General features: G+C 63.6%; 20 protein-coding genes, 1 tRNA gene and 1 pseudogene. 13 read left to right on the forward strand and 9 right to left on the reverse strand.

Annotation, left to right across the window (positions count from 1 at the left end; genetic code table 11):
* Nucleotides 1-137: 137 nt before the first annotated feature.
* Genes QN085_RS08165 through QN085_RS08175 form a run of 3 tightly spaced genes read right to left on the reverse strand, consistent with a single transcriptional unit; the run spans nucleotide 138 to nucleotide 1,162 of the window.
* Nucleotides 138-467 carry a hypothetical protein gene (locus QN085_RS08165; protein WP_013971682.1) on the reverse strand — a complete coding sequence of 110 codons (330 nt, stop codon included), beginning with the start codon at nucleotides 465-467 and terminating at the stop codon, nucleotides 138-140.
* Nucleotides 464-838 (reverse strand): phage holin family protein, encoded by a 375-nt coding sequence (locus QN085_RS08170; RefSeq protein WP_013971683.1) that lies wholly within the window; start codon nucleotides 836-838, stop codon nucleotides 464-466. Before QN085_RS08170 ends, QN085_RS08165 begins: the two co-directional genes overlap by 4 nt.
* Before the next feature lie 9 nt (nucleotides 839-847).
* Nucleotides 848-1,162, reverse strand: a complete 315-nt coding sequence (locus QN085_RS08175) for an ElaB/YgaM/YqjD family protein (protein WP_013971684.1) — start codon at nucleotides 1,160-1,162, stop codon at nucleotides 848-850.
* A gap of 313 nt (nucleotides 1,163-1,475) precedes the next feature.
* On the opposite strand from QN085_RS08175, the gene QN085_RS08180 reads away from it, so the two are divergent.
* The 5 genes from QN085_RS08180 to QN085_RS08200 all read left to right on the forward strand — a co-directional run bounded on the left by QN085_RS08180 (nucleotide 1,476) and on the right by QN085_RS08200 (nucleotide 4,844).
* On the forward strand, nucleotides 1,476-2,684 hold the full coding sequence (locus tag QN085_RS08180; RefSeq protein WP_015269506.1) for an ammonium transporter: 1,209 nt from the start codon (nucleotides 1,476-1,478) through the stop codon (nucleotides 2,682-2,684).
* A 70-nt stretch (nucleotides 2,685-2,754) separates the two neighbouring features.
* The gene (locus QN085_RS08185) at nucleotides 2,755-2,994 is read left to right on the forward strand and encodes a glutaredoxin family protein (protein WP_004376101.1); all 240 of its coding nucleotides are present in this window, start codon (nucleotides 2,755-2,757) and stop codon (nucleotides 2,992-2,994) included.
* Nucleotides 2,995-3,102: 108 nt separating this feature from the next.
* A complete protein-coding gene (locus tag QN085_RS08190) occupies nucleotides 3,103-3,534 on the forward strand; it encodes a D-Ala-D-Ala carboxypeptidase family metallohydrolase (RefSeq protein WP_023661723.1) in 432 nt (143 codons plus the stop codon).
* Between the two features lie 65 nt (nucleotides 3,535-3,599).
* Nucleotides 3,600-3,908 carry a hypothetical protein gene (locus tag QN085_RS08195; protein ID WP_004376097.1) on the forward strand — a complete coding sequence of 103 codons (309 nt, stop codon included), beginning with the start codon at nucleotides 3,600-3,602 and terminating at the stop codon, nucleotides 3,906-3,908.
* Between the two features lie 51 nt (nucleotides 3,909-3,959).
* Nucleotides 3,960-4,844, forward strand: a complete 885-nt coding sequence (locus QN085_RS08200) for a pseudouridine synthase (RefSeq protein WP_015269509.1) — start codon at nucleotides 3,960-3,962, stop codon at nucleotides 4,842-4,844.
* 241 nt (nucleotides 4,845-5,085) lie between these two features.
* Here QN085_RS08200 and QN085_RS08205 read toward each other — a convergent pair whose 3' ends face one another.
* The 3 genes from QN085_RS08205 to acnA all read right to left on the reverse strand — a co-directional run bounded on the left by QN085_RS08205 (nucleotide 5,086) and on the right by acnA (nucleotide 10,428).
* A complete protein-coding gene (locus QN085_RS08205) occupies nucleotides 5,086-6,651 on the reverse strand; it encodes a methyl-accepting chemotaxis protein (protein ID WP_023661721.1) in 1,566 nt (521 codons plus the stop codon).
* 199 nt (nucleotides 6,652-6,850) lie between these two features.
* On the reverse strand, nucleotides 6,851-7,627 hold the full coding sequence (locus tag QN085_RS08210; protein ID WP_013971689.1) for a CPBP family intramembrane glutamic endopeptidase: 777 nt from the start codon (nucleotides 7,625-7,627) through the stop codon (nucleotides 6,851-6,853).
* A 59-nt stretch (nucleotides 7,628-7,686) separates the two neighbouring features.
* Nucleotides 7,687-10,428, reverse strand: coding sequence for an aconitate hydratase AcnA (gene acnA / locus QN085_RS08215; RefSeq protein ID WP_024086573.1), 2,742 nt, complete (start codon nucleotides 10,426-10,428; stop codon nucleotides 7,687-7,689).
* Between the two features lie 216 nt (nucleotides 10,429-10,644).
* Here acnA and rlmM point away from each other — a divergent pair, with 216 nt between their 5' ends.
* From rlmM to pdxB, 3 genes are all read left to right on the forward strand, one after another.
* Nucleotides 10,645-11,709 carry a 23S rRNA (cytidine(2498)-2'-O)-methyltransferase RlmM gene (rlmM, locus tag QN085_RS08220; protein ID WP_013971691.1) on the forward strand — a complete coding sequence of 355 codons (1,065 nt, stop codon included), beginning with the start codon at nucleotides 10,645-10,647 and terminating at the stop codon, nucleotides 11,707-11,709.
* Nucleotides 11,710-12,605: 896 nt separating this feature from the next.
* On the forward strand, nucleotides 12,606-12,848 hold the full coding sequence (gene tusA / locus QN085_RS08225; RefSeq protein ID WP_003248727.1) for a sulfurtransferase TusA: 243 nt from the start codon (nucleotides 12,606-12,608) through the stop codon (nucleotides 12,846-12,848).
* Between the two features lie 60 nt (nucleotides 12,849-12,908).
* Nucleotides 12,909-14,051 carry a 4-phosphoerythronate dehydrogenase PdxB gene (gene pdxB / locus QN085_RS08230; protein ID WP_013971692.1) on the forward strand — a complete coding sequence of 381 codons (1,143 nt, stop codon included), beginning with the start codon at nucleotides 12,909-12,911 and terminating at the stop codon, nucleotides 14,049-14,051.
* A 176-nt stretch (nucleotides 14,052-14,227) separates the two neighbouring features.
* On the opposite strand, the gene QN085_RS08235 is transcribed toward pdxB, so the two are convergent.
* On the reverse strand, nucleotides 14,228-14,401 hold the full coding sequence (locus QN085_RS08235) for a PA1571 family protein (protein ID WP_013971693.1): 174 nt from the start codon (nucleotides 14,399-14,401) through the stop codon (nucleotides 14,228-14,230).
* Nucleotides 14,402-14,613: 212 nt separating this feature from the next.
* Here QN085_RS08235 and QN085_RS08240 point away from each other — a divergent pair, with 212 nt between their 5' ends.
* From QN085_RS08240 to mqo, 4 genes and pseudogenes are all read left to right on the forward strand, one after another.
* Complete coding sequence (locus tag QN085_RS08240) at nucleotides 14,614-16,377, forward strand: ABC transporter transmembrane domain-containing protein (protein WP_031324565.1); 1,764 nt, start codon at nucleotides 14,614-14,616, stop codon at nucleotides 16,375-16,377.
* 765 nt (nucleotides 16,378-17,142) lie between these two features.
* A pseudogene (locus QN085_RS25945) lies at nucleotides 17,143-17,253 on the forward strand (hypothetical protein); the annotation flags it as partial.
* A 228-nt stretch (nucleotides 17,254-17,481) separates the two neighbouring features.
* Entirely contained in the window at nucleotides 17,482-18,186 is a 705-nt protein-coding gene (locus tag QN085_RS25950) for a methyl-accepting chemotaxis protein (RefSeq protein ID WP_410479882.1), read from the forward strand.
* Nucleotides 18,187-18,493: 307 nt separating this feature from the next.
* Entirely contained in the window at nucleotides 18,494-20,068 is a 1,575-nt protein-coding gene (gene mqo, locus QN085_RS08250; RefSeq protein WP_013971696.1) for a malate dehydrogenase (quinone), read from the forward strand.
* 140 nt (nucleotides 20,069-20,208) lie between these two features.
* On the opposite strand, the gene QN085_RS08255 is transcribed toward mqo, so the two are convergent.
* Both QN085_RS08255 and QN085_RS08260 read right to left on the reverse strand, forming a co-directional pair.
* Nucleotides 20,209-20,285 (reverse strand) — tRNA-Pro (locus QN085_RS08255).
* A gap of 80 nt (nucleotides 20,286-20,365) precedes the next feature.
* Nucleotides 20,366-20,587 (reverse strand): YgdI/YgdR family lipoprotein, encoded by a 222-nt coding sequence (locus QN085_RS08260; RefSeq protein WP_013971697.1) that lies wholly within the window; start codon nucleotides 20,585-20,587, stop codon nucleotides 20,366-20,368.
* 188 nt (nucleotides 20,588-20,775) lie between these two features.
* On the opposite strand from QN085_RS08260, the gene moaB reads away from it, so the two are divergent.
* Nucleotides 20,776-21,315 carry a molybdenum cofactor biosynthesis protein B gene (gene moaB / locus QN085_RS08265; RefSeq protein WP_013971698.1) on the forward strand — a complete coding sequence of 180 codons (540 nt, stop codon included), beginning with the start codon at nucleotides 20,776-20,778 and terminating at the stop codon, nucleotides 21,313-21,315.
* The last annotated feature ends 21 nt before the right edge of the window (nucleotides 21,316-21,336 follow it).

Here is a 21,336-nt window from a genome sequence, read left to right on the forward strand (position 1 = left end):
CTCCTGTAGGTCGAAGGCAGCAGCATATCCTGTAGGAGCAGCCTTGTGCTGCGAAGAGGTCCGTTTGATCGATACAAATTCCTCGCCGCTCCCGGCCTCTTCGCAGCACAAGGCTGCTCCTACAAGGATCGCGATGGTCAGGGGCGGCGGCTGCCTTGCAGGTACAGGCGCAGCAGCGGCAGCAGGCTGGTGCCCAGGCGCAACAGCCGCGCCAGGTTGCCGCTGCGCACGCCCTTGCCGGTGAGGAAACCCAGCGCCACCACTGCGCCAATCCCCCACAGCGGCGCATGCTTGATGCCCAGCCCGTCGTGCAACGAGCTGCCCATGCCGCGCACGCGGCGCAGTGGCTCAAGCAACTGCGCGGACTCGTGGCGGATTTCCTGGCGGTGCATTTCCATGCGCAGGCGCAGCAGCGCCTTGCGCAGTTCCCGCGGGTTTCGGGTGTTTGGCAATTCTGGCAGGCTCATGGCAACAGGCGCTCCCGGTCCTTGGCAAGTTCCTCGAGGGTGGCGCCGAAGGGCGACGATTCGTCGAACACCGCGGCCTTCAGGCGCAAGCCGCAATACAGCGCGGCTATGCCGTAGAACACGCACAGGCCAATGATGCCGGCCAGGCGATAGCTATCCCACAGCAGCACCAGCAACAGCCCGGACAACGCCGTCAGCAGAAGCAGGGCGAATACCAGGGCGAGGCCGGCGAACAGCAGCAGGCTCAAGGTGCGGCCCTTCTGCTCCTGCAATTCGATGCCGAACAGTTCGATGTGGCTGTGCAGCAGCCCCAGGGCAGCCGCCCCCAGGCGCTTGCCCGAGGCGCTGGCGCCGTTGGCGTCGTTCTCCATGGAAACCCCTCAGCGCCGGTTGGCCAGCAGGCCGATCAACAGGCCGACGCCAGCGGCAATGCCGATCGCCTGCCACGGTTTTTCCTGCACGTACTGTTCGGCACTGCTCAATGCTGCCTGGCCGCGTTCCCGCACCGAGTCCTGGGTCAGTTGCAGGGTTTCGCGGGCCTGGGTCAGGCGGTCGTGGATCTGTTCACGCAACTCGTCAGCCTGGTCGCCTGCCAGGTTGGCAGTGTCGGCCAGCAGCTTCTCGGTGTCGCGGACCAGTGCCTGGAAGTCAGCCATCAATATCTCTTGTGCAGTCTTTGCCGATTTGCTGGCCATGGGTATCTCCCTGTCGATGAGTGTTGGTAGTTCGAGTGATAGCACGCGCGGAAGGTTCAAGTACCGGCGCTGGTATGGGCCTTGCTAAGGCTTTGCCACGTTGCGGGGCGCCCTGGTCGGGTATTGCGCCGATTCAGGGCGTCAGCGCAGCGGATACCGATAAACCTTAACTCAATCCACGACAAACCCAAGAAAAAACCAAGCAGGCTCCGCCCGGTTCACCGAAACGGGGCAGGGAGCTGGCACCGATTCGGTGCAGGGATGCAGGTTCTTGAACTGTCCTGGTGCCTTTTTCAGCAGGTCTGCCTATTTCATGGAAAACATGCACAGCGCGATGGACTCTCTGGTCCACGGTTCAAACACCCTGTTCATTCTCATGGGCGCCATCCTGGTGCTGGCCATGCATGCCGGCTTCGCGTTTCTCGAAGTGGGCACTGTACGCCACAAGAACCAGGTCAACGCCTTGTCGAAGATTCTCAGCGACTTCGCTATTTCGGCATTGGTGTACTTCTTCATCGGCTACTGGATCGCCTACGGGGTCAGCTTCTTCCAGCCGGCGGCAGCGTTGGCGGCCGACCATGGCTATGCGCTGGTCAAGTGCTTTTTCCTGCTGACCTTCGCTGCGGCGATCCCGGCAATCATCTCCGGGGGCATCGCGGAGCGGGCGCGATTTGTGCCGCAACTGTGTGCCACGGCGTTGATCGTAGCGTTCATCTATCCGTTCTTCGAGGGCGTGGTGTGGAACGGCAACCTGGGCGTTCAGGCCTGGTTGCAGGCACGCTTCGGCGCGCCGTTCCATGATTTTGCCGGCTCGGTGGTGGTGCATGCCATGGGCGGCTGGCTGGCGCTGGCGGCGGTGTTGCTGCTGGGCGCGCGCCGTGGGCGCTACCGCGATGGCCGGTTGGTGGCTTTTGCCCCTTCGAGCATTCCCTTTCTGGCATTGGGGTCGTGGATCCTGATCATCGGCTGGTTTGGCTTCAACGTCATGAGTGCCCAGACCCTGCAAGGTGTCAGCGGCCTGGTGGCGATCAACTCGCTGATGGCCATGGTCGGTGGCACCCTGTCGGCCTTGCTGGCCGGGCGTAACGACCCGGGCTTCCTGCATAACGGGCCGCTGGCCGGGCTGGTAGCGGTTTGTGCCGGTTCCGACCTGATGCACCCGATTGGTGCGCTGGCCACCGGCCTGGTGGCGGGTGCGCTGTTCGTCTGGACCTTCACCGCGGCGCAGAACCGCTGGAAGATCGACGATGTGCTGGGTGTGTGGCCGTTGCATGGCCTGTGCGGCGTATGGGGTGGCATGGCCTGCGGCATCTTCGGCCAGGAGGTGCTGGGTGGCATGGGCGGTGTCAGCCTGGTCAGCCAATTGCTGGGCAGCCTGATGGGCGTGGTGGTGGCATTGGCCGGCGGTTTTGCCGTGTATGGTGCAATCCGCGCGCTGCATGGGCTGCGCTTGAGCCATGAGCAGGAATTCCAGGGCGCGGACCTGTCGCTACACCGTATCGGCGCCACCAGCCAGGATTGAGCCAGGTCAGGTGCACTGTGGGCAGGACGGACCTAGAATAGGTTTCTCCCTGCCAAAGCGGACTTGCCCCATGCTGCCTGAATGCCAACTGTTCGGCACCCTCGGCTGCCACCTGTGTGAAGTGGCCGAGGCCGTGCTGATGCCCTTCGTCGATCATGGCCTGCTGGTGGAACTGGTCGACATTGCCGAGAACGAAACTCTGTTCGAACGCTATGGCCTGATCATTCCGGTGCTGCGCCGTTGTGACAACGGCGCCGAGCTGCACTGGCCGTTCGATGCCGAACAGGTGGTGGCGTTTCTCGCGCAGTAATTGCGCCAGGGGAGGTCTGTCCCTGCTCCATGCGGTGTGCAGCGTTGTGATGATCCGCTGCCGGCACGTTGAGGCCGGCATCCTTCACCGGTCATCAGGAATCCAGCCATGCGCATTACCCCCCATTTCACCCTCGATGAAATGACTGTTTCGCAGCTCGCCGCCAGGGAAGGGCTCGACAACAATCCTCCAGCCGAGGCGCGTGCCAACCTGCAGTTGCTGTGCAATGCACTGGAGCAGGTGCGCGCGCTGTTCGGCGCACCGGTCATCGTCAGCAGTGGTTATCGCAGCCCCGCAGTCAATCAGCGCATTGGCGGGACGCTGACGAGCAAGCATCTGCAGGGGCTGGCGGCTGATTTCACGGTGATTGAAGTGACCCCGCGCGAGGTTGTGCGACGGATCAGCGAAAGCACCATCCCCTTCGACCAGCTGATCCTCGAATTCGATGACTGGGTGCACCTGGCCGTGTCGCGCGGCGCCCCTCGGCGCCAGGTGTTGACCATCCGTAAAGGCACCGGCTATCTGCCGGGCCTGCAATGAAGCGCATTGACGGCGGTAAGAGGATATTCGTATGCTGTATATAAATACAGTGTCGAGGTGAAGCCATGCTCAATGTCGAGCAACTCAAGTACAGCGTCAACCGCATGCCCGTCGAGCGGGTGGCCGACGCTGTTCTGGAACTGCGCCTCGAAGGCCTGGTGACCGATGACCGCACGCCGTTCGGCAAGGTCCACTTCAATACCTGCTTCGCCGAGATCGAGGCCCTGTTCCAGCGTGCCGGCTATCACCGCGGGCTGGATGTGGTGGGGTATCAGGGGTTGCTGTATGCCCTCTACGACCCTGGGCGCTGGGAGCCGGTGCAGGTGTTGCGCTGGTTGAAGGAGCGCTGCGAGGCCATTGCCCAGGCTGGTTGAGGGCGCGGGCTTGGGGGATAATGCGCGGCCGTGAACGTTTCGAGCCCTGCCATGACCACGCCTTTCGACCCCGCCCGCCAGCAAGCCAGCACGGTGTGCCTGCCCCCCGGTAACTGGGCGACGGTGCTCGACTGCCTGTGTGACCATTTCAAGGCCATCGACCGCGCCCAGTGGCTCGATCGTTTTGCTCGTGGCCGGGTGCTTGATGCCGAAGGGCGGGCGGTTTCTGCCGAACTGCCTTACAAGCGCGGTATGCGATTGCACTACTTCCGTGAGGTGCCAAACGAGCGGCCGATCCCGGTGCAGGAGGCCATACTGCATGTGGATGAGCACCTGGTGGTAGCCGACAAGCCGCATTTCCTGCCTGTGACGCCGACTGGTGAATACGTCGAACAGACCTTGCTGCGCCGCCTGATCCGCCGCCTGGGCAACCCGCATCTGGTGCCGTTGCACCGTATCGACCGGCATACCGCCGGGCTTGTGCTGTTTTCCGCCAACCCGCAGAGCCGCAGTGCCTACCAGCGGCTGTTCCCCGAACGACGCATCGACAAGCGCTACCAGGCAATTGCGGCGGCCATGCCGCAGCACGATTTCCCGCTGGTGCACAAAAGCCGCCTGGTTCATGGCGAGCCGTTTTTCCGCATGCACGAGGTAGAGGGGGAGGCCAACAGCGAAACCCTGGCCGAAGTGCTGGAGAAGAATGGCGAGCTTTGGCGTTACGGGCTGTCGCCGGTAACTGGCAAGACCCATCAGTTGCGCGTGCACATGGCAGCGCTGGGGGCGGGGATCTGCAATGACCCATTCTATCCGCAGCTTCTCAACGACGAGGACGACTACCAGCGGCCGCTGAAGTTGCTGGCGCAGAGCCTGCGCTTTGCAGACCCGCTGAGCGGGGAAGAACGCTACTTCGAGAGCTGTTTGCAGCTGGATTGGTAATGCTCACGCGCTCGTTGCATGAGCAACTGTCGTGAATGCACTCTGAAGGCTTGCGCGGCCCCCTGTGGGAGCGGGTTCACCCGCGAAGAAGCCTGCGCGCTGGATGGCACCGGCTTCGCCGGTGTTCGCGGGTGAACCCGCTCCCACAGTGATCGCGCAATCTTTTGGATTTTGAGCAAGACAGTTACTCCCACAGGTACGGCGCAGGTATAAAGTGCATGCCGTACCTGTGGAAGCCGCCTTAGCGGTTGAACCGCTCCACCAGCGAGTACTGGGTACCCGCCGTACTGGTCAGCTCTTCGCTGAGCAGCGCCGAGTGCTGGGCCTGTTCGGCAGTCTGGTCGGCCAGGTCGGCGATGGTGCTGATGTTGCGGCTGATCTCGTCAGCCACTGCAGTCTGCTCTTCGGTCGCTGCAGCAATCTGGGTAGCCATGTCGGTGATGTTGGCCACCGCTTCACTGATACCCACCAGCGCCTCGTCGGCCTGCATCACACGGTCGACGCCTTCCTGCGCCTGGCGATGGCCGGTTTCCATGGTCAGTACGGCATTGCTGGCGGTTTGTTGCAGCTTGGCGATCAGGCCGTGGATCTGCCCGGTGGATTCGGCAGTGCGCTGGGCCAGCTGGCGCACTTCGTCGGCCACCACGGCAAAGCCTCGGCCCATTTCACCGGCACGTGCCGCTTCGATGGCCGCGTTCAGCGCCAGCAGGTTGGTCTGGTCGGCGATGCCCTTGATCACATCGACCACGCCACCAATCTCGTCGCTGTCCTTGGCCAGTTGCGTCACCGTCTGGCCGGTTTCGCCCACCGCCGCCGACAGGCGCTCGATGGCCTCGCGGGTTTCACCGGCAATCTGCCGGCCCTGGCTGGTCAGGCGGTTGGCTTCCTGGGTGGCATCGGCGGTGCGTTGCACGTGGTTGGCCACTTCCTGAGTGGTGGCGGCCATCTGGTTGACCGCAGCGGCAACCTGCTCGGTCTCCACCCGCTGGCGCTCCAGGCCCGAAGAGCTCTTGTGCGCAAGCGCGTCAGACTGGCGCGCCTGTTCGCTGAGGTGTTCGGCGCTGTCCTGCAGGCGGGTCAGGCAGGTTTTCATGCGCGCGTCCTGGCTGAGCATGGCCATTTCCAGGCGCGCCTGCACGCCCCGGCTGTCGGTGTACATCTGCGCGATCAGCGGGTCGGAGGTGGTTTGCTCGGCCAGGCGCAGCAGGCGCTTGAGGCCGCGCTGCTGCCAGCTCAGGCCCAGCAGGCCCAGCGGTACGGAAAGCCCGGCAGCCAGGGCGAAGCCCCAGGAATGGCCCAGCCAGTTGCCGATCAGGAAGCCCACCTGGCTGATCAGGATGAACGGCAACCAGTCCTGCAGCACCGGTAGCCACTTGTCCCGGCGCGGTACCGGCGGCTTGCCCTGGTTGATGCGCTGGTACAGCGCCTCGGCGCGGCGGACCTGCTCGGCGGTGGGCTTGACCCGCACCGATTCGAAGCCGACCACCTGGTTGTTGTCGAAGATCGGCGTGACATAGGCGTTGACCCAGTAATGGTCGCCGGACTTGCAGCGGTTCTTGACGATGCCCATCCACGGCTGGCCCTGCTTGAGGGTTTGCCACATGTGGGCAAACACCGCTGGCGGCACATCGGGGTGACGCACCAGGTTATGCGGGGCACCGGTCAGTTCTTCGCGGGTGAAACCACTGATCTCGACGAAGGCATCGTTGCAGTAAGTGATCACACCTTTGGCATTGGTGGTGGAGATCAACCGCTGCTGGGCAGGGAAAGTCCGTTCTCTCTGGGTAATCGGCTGGTTGTTACGCATGGGTTGATAGTCCGCAGGGCTTTCGACTGGTATCGGCAAGCCGCTGGTTTTATTGAATGAATAATTAATGTGCTTGACCTGTGGCAACAGGCCATCACTTCGATCTGGGTTAGCCAACGAGCACGTTCAAGTAATTTAGCGTCATTATTTCGTTTTTACTGCTGTTTAATGACGGATAAGTCGAATGATGACCGACTGGCTAGCCAAGAGCCAGCATCGGATAGCTGAACAGGGTGAAATGCACCAGGTTCAGGCCAAAATGGCAGAGCACCGCAGCCGCCACGCCGCCCCAGCGGTACGCCAGGCCGTAGCCGATACCGGCAAGGGTAGCCAGGTATACCCATTGCCAGCCGGCCCCCAGGTGGGCCAGGCCGAACAGCAAGGCGGCGGCGAACAATGCCAGCCCTTGGTGGCGCAGCAGCCGTTGCAGGCCGGCCTGGATGTAGCCGCGGAACAACAGTTCTTCGGTCAGGCTTACCAGCAGCAGGTTGTTCAGCAGCCAGAGCCAGGCTTGGTCGGGCCATTTCGGGGCCCAGGCCAGCATGCCCATTGCCCAGGCGCCGCCCAGGCAGGCAAGCAGTGTCAGGGGCAGGGCGTACAGCAGGCTGGTCGCCAGGCCCTGGCTGCGCCACAGGAACAGCCAAGGGCAGGCCAGCAGCAGCCAGGCGCCGATCAGGGGTTTGTCCAGGTTCAGGTACATCGTGAAGGGCAGGGCGCCAGGGCTGAGGGCAACGCCGTCGATGACCTTGGCAGCGTTGAAGCCGGGCAGCCAGTGCAATGCCAGGGCGATGGCCAAGAGGATGAACAACGTGTGGCCGAGAGCTTGTTGCCAGCGCTGGGGGCGGCGAGCGAGTAGGGCGCTGGCAAGCAGGGCGAGAAAGGTTGGCAGGGTGGTGATGCCGAGGTTGCCCTGGCTCAGGGCGAGGGTGTAGCCGAGTGCCAGGAGTAAAAGTGCGATCAGGTGGAAGCGAGGCACGAGTGGTCCTTCTCGTTGAACAATATTGGGGCTGCACAGCAGCCCCAAGCATACGCGCCTCAACCAGCAATCAGCTGCCGCAACACATAATGCAATATTCCCCCCGCCTTGAAGTACTCCACTTCATTCACGGTATCGATCCGGCACAGCACCTCGATCTGCTCGTGCTGCCCATCCTCGCGGGTGATGCGCAAGGGCAGGCTCATGCCCGGGCGGATCTGTGTACCGTTCAAGCCCAGTACATCGATCTTCTCCTTGCCGGTCAGTCCCAGTTGCTTGCGGTTGTGGCCGGCCTTGAATTGCAGCGGCAGTACGCCCATGCCTACCAGGTTGGAGCGGTGAATGCGCTCGAAGCTTTCCGCCAGTACCGCTTTGACCCCCAGCAGGTTGGTGCCTTTGGCGGCCCAGTCGCGGCTCGAGCCGGTGCCATATTCCTGGCCGGCGATCACCACCAGCGGCGTGCCTTCCTGCTGGTAGCGCATGGCCGCGTCGTAGATCGACAGCTTCTCGCCACTGGGCACGTGCAGGGTGTTGCCACCTTCTTCGCCCGCCAGCATTTCGTTGCGGATGCGGATGTTGGCGAAGGTGCCGCGCATCATCACTTCATGGTTGCCACGCCGTGAGCCGTAGGAGTTGAAGTCGTGGGGTTCCACGCCCTGCTCACGCAGGTAGCGCCCGGCCGGGCTGTCGGCCTTTATGTTGCCGGCCGGGGAAATGTGGTCGGTGGTCACCGAGTCACCCAGTAGTGCCAGGATCCGCGCACCCTGGATGTCGGTGACCTGCGGGGGTGGCCCGCCGATGTCGTCGAAGAACGGCGGATGCTGGATATAGGTAGAATCGGCCTGCCACACGTAGGTGGCCGCCTGCGGTACCTCAATGGCCTGCCACTGTGCATCGCCGGCGAACACTTCGGCGTATTCCTTGTGGAACATCGCCGTGTCTACCTTGGCCACGGCAGCGGCAATTTCCTGCTGGCTGGGCCAGATGTCACGCAGGTACACCGGTTGACCATCCTTGCCAGTGCCCAGAGGGTCGCGGGTCAGGTCCAGGCGTACGCTGCCGGCCAGGGCATAGGCCACCACCAGTGGCGGCGAGGCCAGCCAGTTGGTCTTGACCAGCGGATGCACACGGCCTTCGAAGTTGCGGTTACCCGACAACACAGAAGCCACCGTGAGGTCGGCGCTGCCGATGGCTTTTTCGATCGCTTCATCCAGCGGGCCGGAGTTGCCGATGCAGGTTGTGCAGCCATAGCCGACCAGATCGAACCCCAATTGGTCCAGATAGGTGGTTAGCCCGGCGGCCTTGAAGTAGTCGGTGACCACCTTGGAGCCCGGCGCCAGCGAACTCTTGACCCAGGGTTTGCGTTGCAGGCCTTTCTCCAGGGCCTTTTTCGCCACCAGCCCGGCGGCCATCATCACACTGGGGTTCGAGGTGTTGGTACACGAGGTGATCGCGGCAATCACCACGGCGCCATCGCGCAGGGTGTGGGTCTGGCCTTCATGGCTGTAGTCGATCTCCCCAGCCTGGTCGGCGTTGCCCACCGCCACGCCGCCGCCACCTTCGCTTTCCAGGCGGCTGACCTCTTTGGCCAGCGGTTTGGGTTGCAGTTCGATGAAGTGGTCGAAGGCCTGGCTGACCTGGCCCAGGGCTACCCGGTCCTGCGGCCGCTTGGGCCCGGCCAGGCTGGCCTCGACCTCTTGCATGTCCAGCGCCAGGCTGTCGCTGAACAGTGGCTCCTGGCCCGGCTGCCGCCACAAGCCCTGGGCTTTGCAGTACTGCTCAACCAATTGCACCGTCGCCTCGGGGCGGCCGGACAGGCGCAGGTAGTCCAGGGTCACTTGGTCGACGGGGAAGAAGCCGCAGGTGGCACCGTATTCCGGGGCCATGTTGGCGATGGTTGCCCGGTCGGCCAAGGGCAGCTCTGCCAGGCCGTCGCCATAGAACTCGACGAACTTGCCCACCACGCCCTTCTTGCGCAGCATCTGCGTCACCGTCAGCACCAGGTCGGTGGCGGTGATGCCTTCGCGCAGCTTGCCGGTCAGCTTGAAGCCGATCACTTCAGGGATCAGCATCGACACCGGCTGGCCGAGCATGGCTGCCTCCGCTTCGATCCCGCCCACGCCCCAGCCAAGCACGCCCAGGCCATTGATCATGGTGGTATGCGAATCGGTACCGACCAGGGTGTCGGGGAAGGCGTAGGTGCGGCCATCGGCCTCACGGGTCCAGACGGTGCGGCCGAGGTATTCGAGGTTGACCTGGTGGCAAATACCAGTACCCGGCGGTACCACGCGGAAGTTGTCAAAGGCGCTCTGGCCCCAGCGCAGGAAGGCATAGCGCTCGCCGTTGCGCTGCATTTCGATGTCGACGTTCTCGCTGAAGGCCTGCGGCGTGCCGTAGCGGTCGACCATCACCGAATGGTCGATCACCAGGTCCACGGGTGAAAGCGGGTTGATCCTCTGCGGGTCGCCGCCGGCCTTGGCCATGGCAGCGCGCATGGCGGCCAGGTCGACCACGGCCGGCACACCGGTAAAGTCCTGCATCAGCACCCGCGCCGGGCGGTACTGGATCTCGCGGTCGGAGCGTCGCTCGCCCAGCCATTGGGCGAGCGCGCGCAGGTCGTCGCCGGTGACAGTCTTGCCGTCCTCCCAGCGCAGCAGGTTTTCCAGCAGTACCTTCAGCGACATGGGCAGGCGCTGCAGGTCGCCCAGTTGGCGGGCGGCCTCGGTGAGGCTGAAGTAGTGGTAGGTCTGGTCGCCGACCTTGAGGGATTTGAGGGTATTCAGGCTATCGAGCGAGGGCATTGCCAACTCCTTCTGCGCCGGTGCCTGGCAAGATATGCCGGTGGCACCGCTGTGTATCGATCCGCACGGCACGGACCTGGCTGAAAGGTCAGGTTAGACCGCTTTGCGTCATCTGACCCTTTTCTGGACCGGCGGGGCGTGTCGCAGGTTCCGATCTTCCTTTATCATCGCCGCCCTGCCGGCGCCTGTGGCGCGCCAGCCGTAGTGGAGTGAGAAATGAATACCCTGTTCATGCATTGCCGGCCCGGTTTCGAGGGTGAGGTGTGCGCCGAAATCAGCGAACATGCCGCCCGCCTGGGCGTTGCCGGCTATGCCAAAGGCAAGCCGCAGAGTGCCAGTGCCGAGTTTGTCTGTAGCGAGGAGGGCGGTGCCGAGCGCTTGATGGGGGAACTGCGCTTCAACCAGCTGATTTTCCCGCGGCAGTGGGCTCGTGGCGGTTATGTCGAACTGCCGGAAAGCGACCGTATCAGTGTGCTGCTGGCGCATCTGGCCGGGTTCCCGGTGTTCGGCAGCCTGTGGCTGGAGGTGCTGGACAGTAACGAGGGCAAGGAACTGTCCACCTTCTGCCGCAAGTTCGAGGTGCCGCTGCGCAAGGCTTTGGAAAAGGCCGGCCGCCTGGTCGACGATGCCAGCCGCCCACGCCTGCTGCTCACCTTCATCAGCGGCCGCCGGGTATTTGCCGGTGTTGCCCCGGCCAACAACAGTGCACTGTGGCCCATGGGCATCCCGCGCCTGAAATTCCCCCGCGAGGCGCCCAGCCGCTCGACGCTCAAACTGGAAGAGGCCTGGCACCAGTTCATCCCGCGCGAGCAGTGGGAGCAGCGCCTGGGCGATGACATGACCGGTGTCGACCTAGGAGCCTCGCCGGGTGGCTGGACCTACCAGCTGGTGCGCCGGGGCATGCTGGTGACCGCCATCGACAACGGGCCGATGGCCGAAAGCCTGATGGACACCGGCTTGGTCCAGCACCTGATGGCCGATGGTTTCACCTGGCAACCGAAGCAGCCGGTGGACTGGATGGTGTGCGACATCGTCGAGAAACCGGCCCGTACCACCTCGCTGATCGAGACCTGGCTGGGCGAGGGGCTGTGCCGTGAAGCTGTGGTCAACCTGAAGCTGCCGATGAAGCAGCGCTATGCCGAGGTACGCCGGCTGCTCGACCGCATGGAGGCGACCTTCAAGGCGCGCAAGATCAAGGTGTCGATTGCTTGCAAGCAGCTGTATCACGACCGTGAGGAAGTGACCTGCCATCTGCGCCGGTTGGACTTGAAACCGCGCTAGCACAGCGAACCGCTTTGCTCTTGCTCTTGCTTCGGCTTTTGCTTCTAAGCGCGATAGTTCAGGCGCCGCCGATTGCGACTTCAGGAGGCCGAGCGAAGGGGCTGCGGAGGGAGGTGACGGGCATGGATGCCCGTCAAGCGCTGAGGCCCCATGGATGGGGCCTGCAGCGCGTACTCCCGGGAGCAGGCCCGTAGCGAGGGAACCCCGGAGCGCAGCGTAGGGGCCGGATGATAGGAGCCAGCGTTTTTTGGTTACTTTTTGTCGCGTTTGACAAAAAGTGACCCGCCGTAAGGGCGGAAAGGTGATTAAGCGCCACCTTCGAGAATGAATGTTGACCTTGTTGTTGATGCCCACGCTTGAAAGCGAAGAGCGAAGAGCGAAGAGCGAAGAGCGAAGAGCGAAAAGCGGAAAAGTACTGGTCTTGATCTCGCGCATAGTCCATTTACGATGGCGACGCTTACTCACCTTTTCGCCCTTACGGCGAGTCACTTTTTGTCAAACGCGACAAAAAGTAACCAAAAAACGCTGCGCTCCCATCATCCGGCCCCTCCGCTACGCTCCGGGGTTCCCTCGCGCCGGTCTTGCTCCCGGGAGGACGCGCTGCAGGCCCCATCCATGGGGCCTCAGCGCTTGACGGGCATCCATGCCCGTCACCTCCCTCCGCAAGACCTCTGCTCGGCCTCCTGAAGTCGCGAAGATCAAGATCAAGATCAAGATCAAGATCAAGATCAAGATCAAGATCAAGATCAAGATCAAGATCAAGATCAAGATCAAGATCAAGAGCAAGAGCAAGAGCAAGAGCAAGAGCAAGAGCAAGAGCAGGGCGCGTCTTCACAGGCGGTGCTTGGACCACGTCGCGCGATGCGCGACAATAGCGATCATTTGCGGAGCCCCCCATGACCGATTTCACCCCCGACGCCATCCTCGACGCCACCGGCCTGAACTGCCCGGAACCGGTAATGATGCTGCACCAGCACGTGCGCAACCTGGCCGCTGGCGGCCTGCTCAAGGTCATCGCCACCGACCCCTCGACCCGCCGCGATATCCCCAAGTTCTGCAACTTCCTCGGCCACGAACTGCTGCAGCAGCAGGAAGACGCCGGTACCTTCCTGTACTGGATCCGCAAGAAAGCCGACTGAACCGCTCTGGAACACGCCCGGCGTTGCGCCTACACTGCGTTCCCCAGACAGGAGAGCGCCATGCTGATAGTTGCCGACGAGAACATCCCGCTGCTCGATGCCTTCTTCCAGGGTTTCGGCGAAATCCGCCGTTACCCCGGCCGAAGCCTCGATGCCGCCAGCGTAAGGGACGCCGACATTCTACTGGTGCGCTCGGTGACCAAGGTCGACCGCCAGTTGCTCGAAGGCAGCCGCGTGCGCTTCGTCGGCACCTGCACCATCGGCACCGACCACCTCGACCTGAACTACTTTGCCGAAGCCGGCATCCACTGGAGCAGCGCACCGGGCTGCAATGCCCGCGGCGTGGTCGATTACGTTCTGGGCAGCCTGCTGACCCTGGCCGAGCTGGATGGCGTGGCACTGCCCGAGCGCGTGTATGGCGTAGTGGGCGCGGGTGAGGTGGGTGGCCGCCTGGTGCGGGTGCTGCACGGCCTTGGCTGGAAGGTACTGGTATGCGACCCGCTGCGCCAGGCCGCCGAGGGCGGTGACTACGTCAGCCTCGAGACCATCCTGCAACAGTGCGATGTGATCAGCCTGCACACCCCCTTGCAGCGTGGCGGCGACCACCCGACCTGGCACCTGCTGGGCCAGGCGCAGCTGGCGCAGTTGCGCCCGGGTGCCTGGCTGGTCAATGCCAGCCGTGGCCCGGTAGTGGACAACGCCGCCCTGCGCGAATTGCTGCTGGACCGCGAAGACCTGCATGCGGTGCTGGATGTGTGGGAGGGTGAGCCGCAGGTCGACCTGCAACTGGCCGACCTGTGCACATTGGCTTCGCCGCACATTGCCGGCTATAGCCTTGACGGCCGCCAGCGTGGTACGGCGCAGATCTACCAGGCGCTGTGCCGCTTCCTCGGTGTGGATGAACAGGTGCAACTGGCCGACTTGCTGCCCCGGCCACCGCTGGCGCAGATCGAACTGGATGCCAGCACCGACCCGGCCTGGGCCTTGGCCACCCTTTGCCGCGCAGTGTACGACCCACGCCGCGACGATGCCGATTTCCGCCGCAGCCTCAGCGACGACCCGCAGCAGCAGCGCGCAGCGTTCGACCAGTTGCGCAAGCAGTACCCGCCACGGCGCGAGATCGAGGGGCTGGCGGTGCGCGTGCGCGGGGAGTCGCCGCAGTTGGCGCAGCTGGTCAGTGCCTTGGGTGGGGTGTTGGTCTGACAGCCATTTGAAAGCTGTGCCGGCCTCTTCGCGGGTAAACCCGCTCCCACAGGTAGCCCGCTGACCTCAAGGCTTGTGTTGTCCCTGTGGGAGCGGGTTTACCCGCGAAAGGGCCGGTACAGGATTCAGGCAAATAAAAACCCGGCGCAAGCGCCGGGTTGCAAGGAATTCGCCGATCAACCTTTGCGTACGCGCTCGACCCGGCTTTCTTCCAGGGCCTTGCAGGCCTGCTGGATCATCTGCTCGGTGATCGGTACTTCGCGCCCCTTCGCATCGATGATCGAACCGCACACCTGCGGCGGTGGTGTGGTCCGGGGCTTCTGGTTGTCGCTGCCATGCTGCAAGCTCATGTATTGTCTCCTCATCAGGTTCAAGCGCAGGTTAACCCTGTGCCGTGACTGGCCTGTGACAGTACCTGCAGGGTCACGGCAGGCACAGTCCAACAGAAACGGCAGTAAAGCTCCATAGCCTGGTTAGACCGATAGGCTATAGCAACCCTGCAAGGGTTCCACAGGCGTGGATGAGTGGTAGGCTGCGGTTTCCCACCATTGTGGTCAGCGCCATGCCCGAATCGGTTTCCCCACGTCAACGCCGCGCCTTGCGCCTGGGTTGGCAGTTTGTCCGTCCTTACCGTCGCCAGGTGATGCTTGCCTTGCTGGCCCTGGTAGTCACCGCCGCCATCACCCTGTCCATGGGCCAGGGCATCCGCCTGCTGGTGGACCAGGGCTTCATGACCCGCTCCGCGCATCAGCTCAACCAGACCATCGGCCTGTTCCTGCTGCTGGTGTTGGCCCTGGCGGTGGGTACCTTCAGCCGCTTCTACCTGGTGTCGTGGATCGGCGAGCGCTGCGTGGCCGATATCCGTCGAGCCGTGTTCGACCACCTGATCGGTTTGCATCCCGGGTTTTTCGAAGACAACCGCAGCTCCGAGATCCAGTCGCGCCTGACCGCCGACACCACCTTGCTGCAATCGGTAATCGGCTCTTCGCTGTCGATGTTCCTGCGCAACGCGCTGATGGTCATCGGTGGTGTGGTGTTGCTGTTTATCACCAATCCCAAGCTCACCAGCATCGTGGTGGTGGCCCTGCCGCTGGTGCTGGCGCCGATCCTGCTGTTTGGCCGCCGGGTACGCAGCCTGTCGCGGCAGAGCCAGGACCGGGTAGCCGATGTGGGCAGCTATGTGGCCGAGACCCTCGGGCAGATCAAGACCGTGCAGGCCTACAACCACCAGGCGCATGACCGCCAGCTGTTCGCCGGTACGGTCGAAGCGGCTTTTGCCGTGGCCCGGCAGCGTATTGCCCAGCGTGCCTGGCTTATCACCCTGGTGATCGTGCTGGTACTGGGAGCGGTGGGGGTGATGTTGTGGGTTGGCGGCATGGATGTGATCGCCGGACGCATTTCCGCGGGCGAACTGGCCGCGTTCGTGTTCTACAGCCTGATCGTCGGCAGTGCCTTCGGCACCCTCAGCGAGGTAATCGGCGAGTTGCAAAGGGCGGCGGGCGCCGCCGAGCGCATTGCCGAACTGTTGGCGGCGCGCAGTGCAATCCTGCCGCCCGCCGTGGCGCAGGTGCTGCCGCAGCAGCGGGCCAGTGGGCGTATCGAGCTGCAGCAGTTGGTGTTCGCCTATCCGTCACGGCCCTCGGTGGCGGCTGTCGATGGCCTGAGCCTGACCATCGAGCCGGGGCAGACCGTGGCACTGGTGGGCCCGTCGGGGGCGGGCAAGTCGACCTTGTTCGATTTGTTGCTGCGCTTCTACGACCCCCAGCAGGGGTGCATCCTTCTCGATGGCAAGGCGATCACCGAACTTGACCCCAATCACCTGCGCCAGCAGTTCGCCCTGGTGGCACAGAACCCCTCGCTGTTTCGCGGCACGGTCGAGGCCAACATCCGCTATGGCCGGCCCGAGGCGACCCTGGCCGAGGTCGAGGCAGCCGCCCGGGGTGCCCATGCCGACGCATTCATCCGGCAATTGCCGCAGGGCTACCAGACACAGCTGGGCGAGGGCGGCATCGGCTTGTCCGGCGGGCAGCGGCAGCGCCTGGCCATTGCCCGTGCGTTGCTGGTCGATGCGCCGATCCTGTTGCTGGACGAAGCCACCAGCGCACTCGACGCACAAAGCGAACACCTTATCCAGCAGGCGCTGCCCAGCCTGATGGCCGGGCGCACCACACTGGTGATCGCCCATCGTCTGGCTACGGTCCAGCATGCCGACCGTATCGCGGTCATCGACAAGGGCAGGCTGGTGGCGGTGGGGACGCATCGCCAGTTGATCGAAGAGAGCCCGCTTTATGCGCGGCTTGCGGCCTTGCAGTTCACCACGGGGTAGCTTGTAGTGGCCTCGTAACATTTCTGTAGTACTTGCCTGAGAGTATCTAGCTCAACTGTTGCGTAAGTGCTCGACCTGGCTGCCATTGCTTGATGGCAGCCTTTTTTTGGCCTGCCCGTAACCGGGCTGCGTTGCGCCTTGTTGCCAGCTTGCGCGGCCCTCCGGTCTTCCTCCTGCTTTCCGAGATCCCAGATGTTGCGTAAATCCCTCAGAGTGCAAATTCTCTCCCTGCTCGGCGGCAGTCTGGTGGCGATGTTGCTGATCGCCCTGGTGTGCTTCCAGTTCCTTTCGTCCAGCGTGCGCGGCTACGCCGAGCTGGTCGACGGGCCGCTGCGGGCCTCGCAGTTGATCGACGAAGCCAACCTGCAGTTCAAGATCCAGGTGCAGGAGTGGAAGAACGTGTTGTTGCGCGGGCGCCAGCCGGCTGACATGGACAAGTACTGGCAGCAGTTCCAGGCTCGCGAGCAGCAGGTGCAGCAACTGCTCGGGCAATTGATCGACAGCAGCGACGCCAGGCTCAAGGCGCCGCTGCAGCAACTGCGTGACAGCCACCGGCAGCTGGGCCAGACCTATGCGCAGGGGCGCCAGGCATTCCAGGCGGCGGGCGGCGACCCGGTGGCCGGCGATCTGGCGGTCAAGGGCGTGGACCGCGCCGTCAGCGAGCAGATGAGCGAACTGGTCGAGCAACTGCGTGCCGATGCCCGTCAGCACGCCGCCAGCCTCAGTGCCGGTGCCGAGCGCACGGTATGGCTGGGCTTGCTGGTGATGCTGGCCTCGGCCGTGCTGGTGGGGCTGCTCAGCCTGTGGCTGGTCAACCGCAGCCTGATCGAGCCGATCCGCCAGTTGATCGAGTATGTCGCGCAGCTGAGCCAGGGCCGCTTTGCCGCCCGGGTAGACAGCCGCCGTGAGGACGAACTGGGCCGCCTGGCGCGGGCCGCCAACACCCTGCGCGATTTCCTCGCCGACACGGTCGGCCGGCTGCAGGACAACGCCCAGGAACTGGAAGGCGCCAGCGGCCAGCTGCGCAGCATCGCCGGCGACATGGCCCGTGGTACCCACGACCAGTTCCAGCGCACCGACCAGGTGGCCACGGCCATGCACGAGATGTCCGCCACTGCCCAGGAAGTCGCCCGCCACGCCGCGGAGGCCGCCCGCGCTGCGGACGACGCCGATCACAGTGCCCAGGCGGGCGAGCAGGTGATGCAGCAGACCATCGACATCATCGGCGTGGTCAACCGCGAAATCGCTGGCACGGCGGCGGTGATTCGCGACCTTGAGCATGACAGCGCGCGCATTGGCAAAGTCCTTGAAGTGATCCGCGGCATTGCCGAGCAGACCAACCTGCTGGCGCTCAACGCGGCCATCGAAGCGGCCCGTGCCGGCGAGGCCGGGCGAGGTTTTGCGGTCGTCGCCGATGAAGTGCGCAGCCTGGCCCAGCGCACGGCGGCGTCGATCGCCGAGATCCACCAGATCATCGAGGCGGTGCAGTCGGGGGCGGTGGAGGCGGTCAAGGCCATCGAAAGCGGCCAGCAGCGCAGCGAGGAGGGTGCCGAGCAGGTGCAGCAGGCCGGGCAGATGCTGCAGCGCATCACCCTGGCAGTGGAAGCGATCCGCGACATGAACCGGCAGATCGCCACGGCGGCCGAAGAGCAGACCAGCGTGGCCGAGGACATCTCCTGCAACCTGATCGAAATCACCCGCATCGCCACGGCCAACCAGCAGGCGGTGCAGCATACCGAACAGGCGGGGCAGCGCCTGCATGGGTTGTCGGGGCAGCTGGGTGAAGTCACCTCCCGCCTCACCGCCTGACGCGGCTCTTGTGGGAGCGGCCTTGTGTCGCGAAAGGGCCGCGCAGCGGCCCCAGGGTATCAGCATCCATGCAGAGATTGCCGGGGCCGCTTTGCGGCCCTTTTGCGACACAAGGCCGCTCCCACAACGGTACGGCGCCAGGTTGGCTACTGGGGAAACCCGCCACTTCCACTGCTTCATTCCATGCCCTCTGGCGGATTGCCGCCATCTATCCCGTCGCGCGCCCCCTGTATCCACTGCTCCAGACCCAGTTGGCACGTTCCCTGCTCAAGGCGGCGCGCGTGTACACAACAACTGGATAACATCAATGAAGAAATTCCTGCTGACGTTCCTCTGCCTGGGCGTCATCGGCTGCTCCAAACCCGCGGAACCGGAAAAGACCGTCGACGTGCTGCTGATCGGCGGTGGCATCATGAGTGCCAGCCTGGGTACCTACCTCACCGAGCTGGAGCCCTCCTGGAAGATCGACGTCTATGAGCGCCTGGACCAGGTGGCCGAAGAAAGCTCCAATGCCTGGAACAACGCCGGCACCGGTCACTCCGCGTTCTGCGAGTTGAACTACACCAGTGTGGGCAAGGACGGCAATATCGATATCAGCAAGGCCGTTGGGGTCAACGAGCAGTTCGAGGTGTCCAAGCAGTTCTGGGCCTACCAGGTCGAGCAGGGCGTGCTGAGCAACCCGAAGTCGTTCATCAACAACGTGCCGCACATGAGTTTTGTCTGGGGTGACGACAACGTCGCCTTCCTGCACAAGCGCGTCGACGCCCTGCAGCACAGCTCGCTGTTCCGCGGCATGGAAATCTCGGAAGACCACGAGCAGATCCGCAAGTGGGCGCCGCTGGTGATGGAGGGCCGTGACCCGGGGCAGAAGGTCGCCGCCACGCGCATGGCCATCGGTACCGACGTGAACTTTGGCGAAATCACCCGCCAGTTGTTCGCCGCGATGACCCGCAACCCCAATGTGTCGCTGAACCTGCGTCATGAGGTGCGTGACATCGTGCGCAACGACGACGGCACCTGGCATGTGCGGGTGCTCGATCTGGCCAACGGCGGCGAGGAAAAGGCCGTCAACGCCCGCTTCGTGTTCATCGGTGCCGGTGGTGGCGCGCTGAAGCTGCTGCAGAAGTCGGGCATTCCTGAAGCCGAAGGCTACGCCGGCTTCCCGGTCGGTGGTCAGTTCCTGATGACCGACAACCCCGACCTGGTCGCCCGCCACCAGGCCAAGCTGTACGGCAAGGCCTCGGTTGGCGCGCCGCCGATGTCGGTACCGCACCTGGACACGCGGATGATCGATGGCAAGCAGGTGCTGCTGTTCGGCCCGTTCGCCACCTTCTCCACCAAGTACCTCAAGCACGGCTCGCTGCTGGACATGTTCGCCTCGCTGAACAGCCACAACGTGCTGCCGATGGTCAATGCTGGTATCGACAACATCGACCTCAGCACCTACCTGATGGGGCAGCTGATGCTCAGTTTCGATGACCGCATGAACGCGCTGCGCGAGTACTTCCCCAACGCCAAGAACGAAGACTGGAAGTTGCTGCAGGCCGGCCAGCGGGTGCAGGTGATCAAGAAGGACCCGGTCCTGGGCGGTGTGCTGCAGTTCGGTACTGAAGTGGTGGCGGCGCAGGACGGCAGCATCGCTGCGTTGCTGGGAGCTTCGCCGGGTGCCTCGACAGCGGCGCCGATCATGCTGACCGTGCTGGAAAAGACCTTCAAGGACCGTATCCAGTCGCCAGCCTGGCAGGCCAGGCTCAAGGAAATCGTGCCGAGCTATGGGCAAAAGCTGAACAACAACCTGGCGCTGACCAACCAGACCCGGGCATGGAGCAGTGAACGCCTGCAGTTGCTGTATGTGCCGGTGGAGGCCGAGGTGTCGCACTGACCTGCACAAGTTGTTGGGGGCTGCCTTGCAGCCCTTTCGCGACACAAGGCCGCTCCCACAAGGGGGCGCGCGCGCTGGGGCAGGGCACTTTTCAACGCACAACAAAAAGCCCGCACAAGGCGGGCTTTTTGATGAGGATTTGGTCGGAGAGACAGGATTCGAACCTGCGGCCTTCTCGTCCCGAACGAGACGCGCTACCTGGCTGCGCTACACTCCGATGAAGGAAATCCTACTGCATACTTTTTTTGCACGCAAGCCCTTGTTGTTAAAAGGGCCTTTGCAAAAAACAGGCTGCGATCAGAGCTCTTTGACGGTGCGGATCTGGTCCTTGTTCAGGCGCGTGCGCTTGCCGTCCAACTGCTCGAATTCGTAGAAACCGGAGTCTTCATCATACTTCGGTGTGTCGGTGGCCTGGATTTCGCGACCGTCGTTCAGGGTAATGACGGTTGGCGATGCGCAGCCAGCGAGGGCGCCCAGGCCCAAGGCGAGCAGGAAGGCGGGTAGGGTCCGTTGAATCATCGTGTTTCTCCAGTGCGATGGTGCTAGATGACATTAAGACGCAGGGTGTCCACGCAAGTTCCGTCTACAGTGCAGCATAGCGGCAAACCTATGGCATTGATCGAGGGCAAGGGCCATGGGCGTCAAGCTGTGATGGGCGCGTGCTGTGTTATAACTGCGGCCATCCCCTCTTCTTGTGACGGACCCCCATGAAAGCCAAGGCAGATACCCCCTTCGTGCCGCTGAACATCGCCGTGCTCACAGTCAGCGACACCCGCACCTTCGACACCGATACCTCCGGCCAGATGTTCGTCGACCGCCTGAGCGCGGCTGGCCATCGCCTGGCCGAGCGCGTGCTGCTCAAAGACGACTTGTACAAGATTCGCGCCCAGGTCGCCACCTGGATTGCCGATGACAGCGTGCAGGTAGTGCTGATCACCGGCGGCACCGGCTTTACCGGCCGCGACAGCACGCCCGAGGCCGTGGCCTGCCTGCTGGACAAGCAGGTAGAAGGTTTTGGTGAGCTGTTCCGGCAGATTTCCGTGGCCGACATCGGCACCTCCACCGTGCAGTCCCGCGCCCTGGCCGGGCTGGCCAACGGCACCCTGGTGTGCTGCCTGCCGGGTTCGACCAACGCGGTGCGCACCGGTTGGGACGGTATCCTCGCCGAGCAGCTGGATGCCCGCCATCGCCCGTGCAACTTCGTGCCGCACCTGAAGCAGGCAGCGGCCTGCGACAGCCGTGGCTGAGGTTACCCAGGCCCGGCCGCT

The organism is Pseudomonas sp. M2(2023) (genome assembly GCF_030263955.1).
Lineage (GTDB): Bacteria > Pseudomonadota > Gammaproteobacteria > Pseudomonadales > Pseudomonadaceae > Aquipseudomonas > Aquipseudomonas asiatica.